Below are 14,355 nucleotides of genomic sequence, written 5' to 3'. Positions count from 1 at the left end.
AAAGATATGGAGCAATTCTTCCAGAATCATGAACGTGGCTTGGCAATTACTTTGCATCACAACATTAGCCCCCGACATACTGGATATGATTGCATTCTTACAAGTTAATTGTCCTATTTGTCCCCCTACAGGGTGATACGGAAATGCTGGTCGACTGGTAAGTGTTCCCTGATCTTCCGGGTTTCCTCACAAACCTTGGACATCGTTTCACCGTGTGCGCAGCACGCTTACGCGGCGCTGTGTCTTGACGGGTGTCTGCAGAGGCTGCTTGCAGCTGTGTTGGCCCCGTTTCAGTCAGCAAGTGCGGGTCCTTGTATCGGGCTCAGCTGGATCGCTTGTCCACGTTGCAGCAATGACCAGAGTTGGCCCGGAGGGAGGTGTCTGGATCGGCTCCGTCAGGGCGTCGGCCGTTCCCGATGCCAATAGTCATTGACGCGGGGCAGAAAAATGAGCGCGAAGGCGAAAGCTGGCAGAAGATCCACTGGAGCTAGTAGTTCGTTCGCAATAGCGCTTGAGCCGAGATTCATGTATGACGCAGCAATCGCTGCGACCGCAAAAACACTCGCTGACACGGCTCAGCATGCAGCAGATCAGGGAAAAGTTGAGCGCGCCTCCGGCGAGCCTGTAGATACCCGCGGATCCGGGCAGCAGCCGGAACATGCGACCGACGTTGGTCCGTTCGGCGACAAGGGTGCAGCCGCCCTCGCTCAAGCGCAGAACACGGGCGTCTCCCATGTGGAAAAGCCTTCCGAGATCGCATTCGTAGACTCCACCGTTGCAGATGTACAGACTTTGGCGGCCCGCCGGAATGTCGAGATTGTCATGCTTGATCCGACGAGGGACGGCATTGCTCAGATCTCGGAAGTTCTTGCACAGCGTCACGACCTGACGGCCATTCATGTGGTCAGCCACGGAGACGGCGGCGAAATACGCTTCGGGACTACAAACCTCAATGCCGATACACTCGGCGCACGCGCCTCCGCCATTGCCGGCTGGAGCGCAGCCCTGAAGTCCGGTTCCGACATCATGATCTGGGGTTGCGACGTTGCAGCCGTCCCAGCCGGCGACGCACTTATCAGCGGCCTCTCGGCCCTCACTGGAGCCGATGTAGCGGCATCTGTCGACCTAACCGGCAGTGCTGAACGCGGCGGAAACTGGACCCTAGAGCACGCAACGGGTTCCATCGAAACGACCGCGCCGTTCGAGGCCTCGTCTCTCGCCGCCTGGGACCACCTGCTCGATCCTCCTTCGATCACGTCTACGAAAGAGTCTCTCACCGTTGTCGAGCCAAGCGCGCTCAATGCTGACGCGCTGGCTGACCGCGTGACGCTGCACGACTGGAGCTTTGGCACCACCGCTATCGGCAACGTGACAGTTACAGCTGTTGTTGGCGATACTTCGGTCGGATCCCTCTTCGACGCGTCCGGCAGAGGAACGACAATCACCGGCGGCTGGCGGTTCACCGGCACGCTTGCGGAAGCCAATACCTGGCTTCAGGCACTGACTTTCCGAGCAAAGGACGTCGAACTCGGAACGACCTCGGCGAAAACTGCCATTACCCTATCGATTACGGATGCCGACAGCGTAAGCACCTCGAAATCCATCGACGTGACCGTGACGCCGTCCAACGATCCGACAGTTCTCTCGGGCACAATCACCCAGAACGTGACGGAGGGCGCAGCCAATGTCGATATCACGGTTCTGACACGGGCAGGTGGATCGCCGACCGTGATCGATCCGGAGGTCGGCACCGGAAGCAGCGGCTATCAGACAGCGGGCCAAATCGTCTATACCGTGACCGAAGGTCCGGCCCACGGCTATATTACTCTGAACGGGCAGAGACTCGGAGTCGGATCGATCTTCACGCAAGCGGATGTCGAGGCGAACCGGGTGAAATACACTCACACGGCAACCGGCGAATCGCAGAACACGACCGATGGTTTCCGTGTGCGCGTCAACGACGGCGCGACACCGATCGCGCAATCGGCGGACGCGCGGATAAATCTTCAGATCGTACCGGTCAACAGTTCGCCGACTATCGGGACCTCGATCGTTTCCGTTTATGAAGGGCAACCCTACAACCCCTCTCCTGCCGGTGGCAGCGGCCGGACCTATACATCAATCGGCGACCAGATCGTCGCGACGAATGGCGGTGACCTGTCGAGCGACACCCTGACGGTTACGGTCACCGCTTTGCCGACGAAAGGCGAACTCTATTTCAACGGCGTGAAGATTACCGGCACGTCGTTCTCCTTTGCTTATGCCGACCGCGCGAAACTGACATATCGCCATTTTGGCGCCGAGCCGGATCAGGATCCGGCTAGCGCGGAAGACAGCTTCAGCATCACGGTCACCGACGCAGGCGGCGGGACTGGCACACAGAAGAGCGCGTCTCGGACCATCGGGATCAATGTCCGCCCCGTGGATGACGATCCGCAGCATAGTGGCCTCATCGATATTCCGACCAACAACAATGTCGTCAGCGCCAGCGTCGGAAGCGACGTTCTCGGAGTTCCAGGCCAGGGCGTCATCCTGACCCCCGATATGCTTAATGTAACGGATGTCGATTCCACTGATAAATCCCTGACATTCAACATCAAGGAAGCTCCAACCGATGGCGTAATCCTGATAAAGGGCTCGGACGACGCCTGGTACCGCCTCAAGGCCGGAGATGCCTTTTCGATGGCAGACATCCGAAACGGCCGGGTTATCTATCTGCAGCTGACGTCGAATAGTGACGATTCGCGCCCGCTCGATCATTTCACCTATACTGTGACTGATGGCGCCTTGCGCTTGGCATGGCAGGCTAACGGAACCGATTTCACTCGGCCGGGCGGCGTCTACGACAACAGCGGCCTTTCCCCCTCCGACGCGCTCACGGTCTTCCGGTTCAACATCGACCTCGCGGTCATGTCCGGCGACGGAACCTTCACGGGAACCGACTTCCCGACCGTAACGGCTCCCGTTCCGGCGGGCAGTCTCTACATGGGCGACAATCCGTCCGTGCCCGGTACGAACACTCAGTTCCTGGAGGGCGCCTCCTCCGTGATCACGCAGGGGATGCTTAGTTATTCGTCGGGAACCGTACCACCGGAGCAGATTGTCTACACACTGACCGGCCTCCCGTCGAATGGCGCCCTGGAACTGAAGGTCGGGGCAGGCTGGGTTGCACTCGGCGCCTTCGCGACTTTCACGCAGGCTGATATCAATGCCGGCAACCTACGCTTCACTCATGACGGCAACGAAGTCTTCAAATCGCAGTTCGGCTTCAGCGTCACGGCTGGCGGCATGTCCGGCGGGTCCCCGCTTGCGACGACCGGAACCTTCGATCTCTACGCGACGCCTGTCAACGACGCCCCGACTGCCAATGGTTCATCTGGAAATGTTCTGACCGAGCGCGATACTAGCACAGGCGTATCGGCCCCAGCTCAGGACGGTACAGGCGTTCGCTATATTACTACCGGAATGCTGAACTTCAGCGATCCGGACGACGCTAACAGCGAAGACTATATCGAACACCCGGAAAATTACCCGGACGGTTCCACATACCTGGGCAATTCCGGGCGCAACAACGGATCCGCTGGCTTTAAGCCGCTCCAGATCATGTTTACGCGCTTGCCCTCCGCCGGAACGCTGGAATTCTGGAACGGATCCGCCTGGGTAGCCATCCAGGCAAACACTATTTACACGCTCAACGGAGATCCCAACAATACTGGTCTCGGCGCGCCCATCATCGTGATCGCCGGAACCACTGGAACGACCGGCCTGCGGTATGTGAACGGTGGCAGCGAAGCCAATGCGGATTCCTTCGACGTGCAAGTCGTGGACAATTTCGGCCAGACTGCTGCTACGTCGGTCGGCTTCGATATCACGCCTGTCAACGACCCTCCGAGAGTCATCGTCAATGTGGAGCAGATCGTCTACGAGGGCCAAGCGGCTCAACTGACGACGGCTTTCCTCAACCTCGATGACCCCGACAGCACGAACCTACAGGTACAGGTCAGAATCACCGAGGCCACGAAGTACGGTCGCATCGTGCGCGACCGCGACGGCGATGGAAGCATTGCCGATGGTCGCTACGATGTGATCGGGATCGGGTCCGCCTTTACCTACGCGGATCTCCTGGCCGGTCGGATTTTCTACATCCAGGACGGGCAGGAAACCTACCAGGAAAAGACCGTCCCGCAGGACAACTTCAAGTTCACGCTCGCCGACGGTTCCGCTGAGACCACGGGCAACGTCTTCAACATCAAGATTCTGCCCACCAATGACGCGCCGACGATCGGCGGCATTCCGACCGTCGTAAAAGTAGTCGGAAGCAGCGATCCAGCCTCCGGACTCAACAAAATCCCGGGCATCTCGATCAAGGACGTAGATATCGAGACATATCCGAACTACGCGGCGGGCGCCTCCAATGAACACTCCGAGATTCAGGTAACAATTCGCCTGCGCGACGACGCGACCGGCGTGCTTCTGTCGAACTATGCAGGCATCACCATCGGCTATGATGCTGCGGCCTCCGCCGGAGTACGCGTCGTCAATTCCGGCGTCGATTCCGTTCTCACGCTCTACGGCACTTTGGACCAGATCAATGCGGCGCTCGCCGGCCTCAGCATTACCTTCGATACCGATAGGAACCACTTCTATCGCGTTGAGATTATCGCGGACGATCGCACCCGTGACGCAGCCACGAATACGATCCAGGCGAGCGCCAATGGTGGTTCGAAGAACGCTCCGGCGACACCTGGCGGAGATCTGACGGACATTCCGGCAACCGATCCGGACCCGACGTCTGGCAATTTTGGCGACGCAGCGAGCAAGACGCCACTTACGGAACTTGCCGGAAACGTGGCCCTCGCGTCGTTCCGGATCTACGCGACGAACATCAATAACCCGCCGACTCTGACGAGTACCGCTCCTCCGATTCAACCGACGGAAGACACCAATATCGTCATCATCAGGAATGACGGGGCCAACCGGGTGGTAATCGGCGACGTAGAGGGCCAGGATCTCAACAACGTCGTGACGCTGACCCTGAAAGCGGACAACGGCATTCTCGACGTGGGAGCCAATGGCCCCCGAGGTGGGACCCTCAACGTCAGCGGCAGCACTACCGGGACAGTGGTGATTACCGGCACGATCACGGAGATCCAAGCCCTGCTCGATGCTGGTGTCACCTATCGGGGCAATTCCAACTACAACGGCGGCGACACTGTCACCCTCACCATCGATGACCAGCGGAACGGCGGCGATGCGGATCATGATGGGACATCAGATATCCGAACCTCGACCCTGACTCTCACGCTTCTCGACGCAGTTGACGTCAACGACAAGCCGACCCTCAATGTCGGCAGTGGGCAGATCAATGTGGCCGGCAACACGGTCGGCGGGATTTTCGGCCCTAACGCCGTTGCCGACACCGACGGCAACGGTCAGGTTACGGTGACGGTTCGCCTGCTGGACAGCGGCACCCCGGTCGCCTCTGGTGGCTATTCGGGCGTGAGTTTCGGATACGGAGCGCTCGGCGGCGTCAGCATCATCCAGGGCTTCGATGGCGCCGGAAAGCCGCTCGTGATCCAGGGCAGCGTATCGGAGGTCAATGCGATCCTCCAGTCGCTAACCTTGTCGTTCGGTCTCGGCGCGGCTGGGGATGGCAAGTACTACAGCTTGCAAGTAGTCGTCGACGACCGGGCCCGCGATGCAAGCGGCATGCTTGCAGGAGGCGCCAACGGCGGCAACGTCAATCAGACGAACTCCGGAAGCCCGGGCACTTTCCCCCAAGCTGTCCCTTCGACGGACTTCACACCCTACCAGGCTGCTCCCGCCGTCTATAACGTGGTTACCGGAACCCGAAACGTCTTCGTTTCCGGCATCAACGACCCTGCCGAGATTACGGCCGGCAACATCGTTGTGTCCGAGCATGGCACTGTGGACAGCGTCGTGTTGACGGGCATCACGGTCACGGACGTGGACAACGGCGGCAACGGAACCATGAGCATCACGATCTCGGTCCCGCAAAACTTCCTGATCGGCAAGACTCTCGATGGACGGAGCGGCGCGTCAGGGACCATCACGCTCACGAATGCGACGCCCGCTCAGATCAACACCTGGCTGGCTGGTCTTTCGATCTTCTTCCCGACGCCGGATGGAAACAGTGCTTACAACTACAACGGTAGCCCAGTCGACATCACAGTTGTCGTGAATGACGGCGGCAGCGTCGGTTCACGACCTGGCTCACCGCTGCCGATCGACTATGACGGATCGGACCCGAGCACCTATGACTATGCGGACGGCACATCCTCCGCTCTCGTGACGACGCGCATCTTCACTCTTACGGTCGCGGCTGAGAACGATGCGCCGGTGTGGACAAACACGGGCGCGGTCGTCATCCCTTCGGTACAGGAAGATTCGGCTGGCACCGTTCCTCAGACGGTCCAAGACCTCTTTGGCAGCCGGTTCAGCGATCCAGGCGACGACGCGACGAAGATCGGGGGAGCCACGAACCCCGGCGGCTCGACATCGAACTCCTTTGCTGGCGTGGCAGTCGTCGGCTATACGGCCGATGCTTCAAAGGGGCAGTGGTACTACCGCCCTCAGGGCTCTACCGACTGGGTACTTATCGGTACGGTCGCCAACGGTCAGGCCCTCATCCTGAATGCCACGGATGAGGTGCGTTTCGTTCCAACAGCAAACTACAATGGTGCGGCCCCAACGCTCACCGTCCGGATTGTTGAGACTGGTGGGACGCCCGACTATATCAGCGGTCGGATCGCCAATCTTACCCAGAGCGGCGGTACGACCATCTACAGTGCCGGCACCGTGGTGCTCCAGACCAACATCACGCCTGTGAACGACCGACCGGTTGTTCCGCCCGCCAAAGTGGGAACAGACGCAGCCATCTCGACCGCAGAGGACGCGACGAGCACGCCGCAAACCCTCGGCGTCCTACTCGCGAGCTGGTTTAGCGATGCTGTCGATGGCGCTGGGCCGGGTACCTCGATGGCCTATGTGGCGATCATCGGCAATGCCGCGACCGCCGCACAGGGCAAATGGCAATGGCTCCAAGGAGGAACCTGGACGGATATTCCTGTCAATGGCTTGAGCGATTCCTCCGCGTTGGTGCTCGATGCCTCGGCTCAGATCCGCTTCGTGCCGAATGCCGACTACAACGGAGCGCCAGGCAAACTGACAGTCCGCCTCGCAGACGGTTCTACTACCCTGACCAAATCCACGACGCCGGCGCAACTCTTCGATCTGACGCTGCCGGCCAATGGCAACCTGAATCTCGGCACTGGCAGTTGGAGCGCCGACACGGTCGGCGTTCAGATGACTGTTACGCCGGTGAACGACCGGCCGACGGCATCGGACGTACAGCTCCCTGCATTCAACGAGGATACGACGCCATCGTCAGGCAGGCTGTCAGATCTGTTCAGCGGCACGAACTATTCTGACGCGACGGATGACCAGCCCGGCTCCGCCGGAACTCCATTTGGCGGCGTAGCCATCATTGGCAACACCGCCAACGCGACCACACAGGGCAAGTGGCAATATTCGGCTGACGGGATCACTTGGACCGATATCCGGACCACGGTATCGACTGCAAATGCGATTTTGCTGGGCGCGGGATACTCAGTTCGATTCCTTCCTGTCGCGGACTACAACGGCGCGCCGCCCGCTCTTCAAGTTCTCGCGTCAGACACGCCCGTTTCCTTCAGCGCGTCAACCAATCTTGGCACGCTCACTCAAACTTCGCATTGGTCGACAGTTCATACGATTGGCGTCTCGATCACGCCGGTTGAGGATACGCCTCGGCCGGTCAACGATACGAACACCATTACGGCCGGAGCGACCAGCATCAGCAAGAACGCCGCGACGGGTGTACTGCAGAACGACAAGGAGGTCGATGGTCAGAACCTAAGCGTTCAGGGTGTCGCAGCCGGGAATACGGGCGCTGCATCATCTGCCGGAGTCAGCTCTGCAATCACAGGTGCACATGGAACCCTGACACTCCAGGCAGATGGCTCCTATGTCTACACGTTGAACAACGCTGATCCGGCAGTTCTAGCTTTGCGCTCGGGACAGACCATTACCGACGTGTTCACCTATACGATGACTGATGGAACAAGCGCTGCCCAGACTGCGACGCTGACCATCACCATCAACGGCGTAAACGACGCCCCAGCTATCGACGGTGGCGGAAATACGCTATCCGGCCGCGAGGATACGCCCCTCACACTTACTGCGTCGGACTTCAAATTTGCGGACGTCGATTCCGGTGACACTCTGGCATCGGTGAAGATCACGAGCCTTCCTGCCAGCGGCACTCTGTTGCGCAACGGCGTGGCCGTGACTGCCGGCACGGTCGTCACCGTGGCGGAGATCAATGCAGGCAAGCTCACGTTCGTACCAGCAACCAACCGCAATGGCCCTGCACTTGTGAGCTTTGGCTATCAGGTTAGCGACGGAACGGTTTTCTCATCAACCGGAACGATGACCATCGACGTGACACCTGTGAACGACACACCGGTCCCATCCGGTCCGTCCACGGCGAGCGTGACTGAAGACACGACTCTTGTGTTCGATGGGGTTGCCGGGGCCAATCACGCGGGTGGCCTGTCCTTCACGGATGTCATCGACCTGAGCCAGACAGGCGCGACGGACCACTTCACCATCACGGTCAGCGTGTCCCATGGAACGGTTTCGATGACCGGGCCTTCAGGTCTCGTGAACGGCACGTCCGTGACACTAAGTGGGACCCAGGCGGAGTTGACGGCAGCTCTCGCGACCCTGGCCTACCGGCCGACAAGCGGCTACAGCGGCACCGACCAACTGATCCTCCTGGTAGATGACGGCACGAACGGCGGTGGCGGACCAGGCGCTGGCTCACCAACAGCCAGCAAGACCGTGGACATTACGATTACGCCTGTCTCGGACACGCCGACCCTGACCGTATCGGCTGCAGCAGGTGACGAGGATACGTGGATCCCACTAGACATCGTCGTCGGACAGACAGATCCGGACGGTTCCGAGACATTGTCGCTCCAACTAACGAACCTGCCCGCCGGATGGCAGATTCGGATTGGCAACGACGCGGCGCTGACAAGCATAGGTTCAAGCCAAATCTTCACATTCTCCGGCACCGATTTGGCACGGGGTCTTTCCATTCACGCTCCGAACGACGTGAATACGGCTCCCGGTACACCGCTTGTTCTGGGCTTAACGGCCGTGAGCAAGGACGGGGCGGCGACACCAGCAACCCTCTCGGGCACCATTGAGGTTACAGTTCGACCTATCAACGACAGGCCAATAGCCAGCGGTAACGCGATCCTGCCCTCGGTCAATGAGGACACTGCCAATCCACCTGGGCAGACCGTGTCTTCCCTGTTCGGCGGGAACTACTCGGATACCACGGACTCGACCGCGGTCAGCAAAGGGGCCGAGGCAGCGACACCGCTCAAAGGCATCGCGATCACGGGCAATGCCGCCGTGGCGGCGCAGGGCGTATGGCAGTACGACCTCGGGGATGGACATTGGCAGACGATCCCCACCTCCGGCTTGGACGATGGCCACGCGCTGATCATTCCGGCAACGGCCCTGATCCGCTTCGTACCAGCGGCGGATTTCGCGGGCACGCCCGGCAAACTCACGGTTCGTCTCGCCGACGGCACTGAAGCACTGAACATCTCGGTGGATCCGGCCAATCTGAGAGACCTCGGCATGGCCGGAAATGGCGCCCTCGGCACCCGGACGGGACGCTGGTCGGCTGCAACCGTCGATCTCTCGACGGTTGTCAACGCAGTGAATGACCGGCCGATCGGTACGGACGCAACGCTTCCGACCTTCAATGAGGATCAAGCCCCCTCGATCGCGAAAGTACGGGACCTTTTCGGCTCCGGCTATGGCGACGCAACGGACAACAAGGCAGGCATCGTCGGTGGCATCGACTCCTCGACTCCCCTCGGCGGCATCGCGATCGTTGCAAACAATGCCAATCCGACAACGGAAGGCCGGTGGCAGTGCCGCGATGGTGGAGCCTGGATCGACATTCCAACTGGTCTAACAGACAGCAACGCGTTGTTTCTGACGAACGAGACCGAAATTCGGTTCTTGCCCGTCCAGTACTACAACGGTACACCGCCCGCGCTCACGATGCGGGTTTCCGACGTACCCATCGCCGCTTCTGGTCCCGGCGTGGTCGTTCCCGGCCAGACGAGCCAGTGGTCCGACCCGCACTCTCTCGGCGTTACCATCGATCCGATCAACAATGCGCCAACGATCTCGGGCGGCGGCAATGTGCTCAGCACCGTCGAAGACGGACAGATCGTGCTGTCGGTCTCCGATTTCCACTTCGCCGATGTCGACACGGGAGACGCACTCGCATCGGTTATCATCGTGACGAAGCCGATCAATGGCGGCCTTTACCTCGACGGAATCCTCGTCCCGGATGGAGCAACAATCTCGGCGGCCGACATAGCGGCCGGCAAGCTCGTGTTCCGACCCGCGGGAGACCAGAACGGAAGCGGCTACGGCAATTTCGTCTACAAAGTGAGCGACGGAACTGCGCCTTCGGCCAACGGCACGATGGTCATCGACGTGATGCCCGCGAACGATCGGCCCGTGGCGACAGGCTCGGCAACACTTCCCTCGGTCGCGGAAGATGCGGTGAATCCCCCCGGGCGTACCGTTGCGGACCTATTCGGCGGCAATTACTCTGACGTAGCCGACTCCGCCGCCGTGAGCCATGGTACCGATGCTGCGACCCCACTGGTGGCGATCGCGATCGTCGGCAATGCAGCTACTGTCAGGCAGGGCGTCTGGCAGTACGATCTCGGCGATGGAGCAGGCTGGCGGACCGTTCCGGCATCCGGTCTCGACGACGCACACGCACTGGTGCTCCCAACAACCGCTTTGATCCGGTTCGTGCCGGCTCGTGACTTCACGGGCCAGCCTGGAGAACTGTCGGTTCGCCTTTCGGACGGGACGGTCGTGGTCCCTGTTTCCACTGACGTCGCAGACCGTCGCAACCTGTCTGATGCTGCGAACGGGGCGCTCGGCACGCAGACCGGCGCATGGTCAGCCTCTCAGGTCGCCCTCGGGACGACGATCGATCCCGTCAACGACGCCCCGCAGATCATCGGGAAGGATCTGACAGTGCCGGAGGGCAGCCCGAGCGTTTCCCTGGCTGGCCTCTTCGCTGTCTCCGATCCGGATCTCGGAAAAGGTCTCCTGAGTGCCACCCTCTCGGTACCAGAAGGTTTCCGGATCCTCTCCCTTGGAGGAGCGGGGGGCATTGTGACAGGCCTTGGGACTGGGACGGTCGTCATCGCTGGCGTCACACAGGCACAGCTCCAGGCCCACCTCGACGCGCTGCACGTCGCCCTTTCGGGACCAGATGGCACCGGTCCGGGCTCGGCTGCCCACTATAGCGGCACCTTCGCCGTAACCCTCAAGGTGTCGGACAGCGGATCCACGGGCGCGCGTCCGGATCATCCCGTGAGCGGATCCTACTTCGATACCAATAATCCTTTGGCAAATCCCGGCGACTTCGCATTTGCCGATGGCACCTCGAGCGCGCTCGTAACCACGCGGACCATTTCCATCACCGTAACGCCGGTTTCCAATGCACCGTCGCTGCAGGTTCCCTTGGATGTGGTCGTGAACCAGGATCAGCCGTTCCCGATCGGCATTCAAATCGGGGACGTTGACCTCAACGGCCCCGGCGAGACACTGTCGGTCGTCATCTCCGGGATCCCGGCCGGCTGGGTGCTGCGTAGCGGCGAGACGCTCATCACAGTACAGAACGGTCAGTCGGCCCCCATCGATCCGGCTATGCTGGCCGGCCTGACCTTTGTGCCGGCGGCAGGCTGGAATAGCCGCGATCACAATGGCGGTCGGACACTCGTTCTGACCGTGCGCGGTATCAGCGTCGATCAGGGCGCTCCCGCGGCCATGAGCTTGGGAACATTCAATGTCTTCATCAACCCGGCTGCACGCGTGCAGCCGACGATGACCCCGGTCGGCCGTCTACCGGAGAGCTATACGCCCGGAACAGCACCGTTCTGGCAGTCCGACAAGGCGTTGACTGAGAAGGCCTTCGACAGCTTCCCGTATCTCGAAGCGCGCTCAGTGGAGCGTGTTGCGACAACTTGGCAGACGATCTCCCATCAGTTGATGTTCCGGCAGATCAATGCGCTGCAACAGGGTCCGTTGTTCTATGAAGCCCGTATGGGCGACAACATGCCGCTGCCGGCTTGGGTCAGCTTCGATGCATCGACACAGACCGTCACGGCAACGCCCGGCGACTTCGTGCCGCCCGGTGTCTACGTGATCCGGGTCGTGGCTCGAGACGTGGCAGGCAACGAGGCCCAGGCGACCTTTACGGTGCACGTGATCCGCGACAACCACCAGGTCACGCCGTCGCAAGGCGAAGGCGTCAACGATCGCAAGAACGGCGAGCCTGCGGAGAAACTTCCCTCGTCGGACGATGAACAGAAGCAACTACCGGCTGACCAGCCGAAGGCCAACGACAACGAGCCTGAGACGGGCAAGAGTGATGAAGTTCCGCAACAGCCAGAGACGAAATCACCTCAGCCTAAGAAAACGGATGAGTCACGTGTAGAAACCCGCCAAGAAACCACTAACGGTAAACTCTCCCTGTCCGCGGTTCTCTTCAATGCGGGTCGCACCGGTCAATTCATAGAAGCCGCACGCCTCATGCAGGCGATGGCGGACGAACTTGATCGCGCGAGCTAAATGAAACCCGCTTTCCTTATGATGTTTTGAGTTCGAGGTCCCGATGCGCCCGAAGTTATTGAGCGTCGCCCTGCTTTGCCTGGGGATGGCAGGCTGCGCTCTCACACCAGAGCCTTTTACGGCTGAAGAACACCTCTTGCGCGCGTCGGTCGACCGTGCGCAGCTGGATGGGATCTCGCCCGTGCCGGTGGCGCCGATCACCCTTGAGGAAGCTCAGGCCCGCGCCGTTGCATACAACCTCGACAATCGGCTCCAGATGTTCAACGCCGTCTTGCAGGACCGGCAGCTCGATCTGACAAAGTTCGATCTTCTTCCGAGCATTACGGCGAATGCCGGCTATGTTGCCCGCAACAAGGAACTTGTAAGCTCAAGCCGCAGCATTCTCACTGGACAGATTTCCGAAGACGAAACGGTTTCAGTGGATCGGACACGCGGTTTCGGCGACTTGAGCGTCACGTGGAACGTCATCGACCTCGGCGTCAGCTACCTGCAGTCGCGTCAGCAGGCTGACCGCGCGCTGGTCGCCCGGGAGCAGCGCCGTCGCGTGGTTAACAATATCTTCCAGCAGGTGCGCTCCGCCTATTGGACCGCCGTGGCGGCAGAGCGGATCCGCCCAAGCATCAGGCCGATCCTGGCCGATGCCAGGCGCGCACTTGGCAATTCCCGTGCGCTCGAGGAACAGCGCGCGCAACAGCCGATGGACTCGCTGCGCTATCAACGCGGTCTCCTTGAACTCATCCAACAGCTCGAGTCCGTGGACGATCAGCTCGCTATCGCCAAGATTCAGCTCGCACAGCTGATGGGCCTGCGTCCGGGAACACCGTATCGTCTCGCACTCCCGGCCAGCAATCCGGCGCTGCCAGGCATTCGCCTGACCGTTGACCAGATGGAGCGGATTGCCCTGGTCAATCGTCCCGAGATCCGAGAAGAAGGTTATAATACACGCATCGCCCAGCTCGAGGGCCGGCGCGCTCTTCTCAAGCTCGTGCCGGGTGTCTCGATGTTGGCATCGCTGAATGCCGACAGCAACAGCTACCTTCTCTACAATAACTGGGCCGAGGCCGGAGCCCGAGTCACGGCAAGCCTCGTGAATCTCATGTCCGTGCCGACCGTCATGAAACTCGGGGAAGCCCAGCGAGACATCGCGGAAACCCGTCGTCTTGCGATGAGCATGGCGGTTCTGGCTCAGGTGCAGGTAGCCGCGCAACAATATCAGCTGTCCCGCAAGGGTTACGAGCGCGCCCAATCCATAGCGCGGATTGACCAGCGTATCGCCTCCTTGTCGAAAGACGCGAGCGACGCCCAGACCTCGTCCGAACTCGACCGGATCCGCGACCAGGCCAATGCCGTACTCGCAGAACTGTCCCGCAGCCGAAACTATGCCGAACTGCAGAACTCCTATGCGACGATCTTCGTTACTCTCGGGCTCGATCCACTGCCGATCGACGTCGATAGCACGGATCTCCCCAGCCTTGTCGCAGCCATCAAGCAGAAGTCGCGTGAATGGGCCGCAGGCAAGATGGATGTACCCAAGCTCGACATCGTTCAGAATAATGTCACCGCAGCGGCCGTAGTGGCGCCTTAATCCGACGCAACAGGAGC

At 60.5% G+C, this 14,355-nt stretch carries 2 protein-coding genes; both read left to right on the top strand.

Annotated features, from left to right (window positions below; all coding sequences use genetic code 11):
- The first annotated feature begins 525 nt into the window (after positions 1-525).
- Positions 526-12,753 (top strand): cadherin-like domain-containing protein, encoded by a 12,228-nt coding sequence (locus LJD17_RS08485; RefSeq protein ID WP_227383750.1) that lies wholly within the window; start codon positions 526-528, stop codon positions 12,751-12,753.
- Between the two features lie 43 nt (positions 12,754-12,796).
- A complete protein-coding gene (locus tag LJD17_RS08480) occupies positions 12,797-14,338 on the top strand; it encodes a TolC family protein (RefSeq protein WP_227383749.1) in 1,542 nt (513 codons plus the stop codon).
- The last annotated feature ends 17 nt before the right edge of the window (positions 14,339-14,355 follow it).

It is taken from the genome of Microvirga rosea (genome assembly GCF_020595095.1).
Taxonomy (GTDB): Bacteria; Pseudomonadota; Alphaproteobacteria; order Rhizobiales; family Beijerinckiaceae; genus Microvirga; species Microvirga rosea.
The sequence above is the reverse complement of the archived record's forward strand: the minus strand, read 5'-3'. Positions and strand labels throughout refer to the sequence as shown.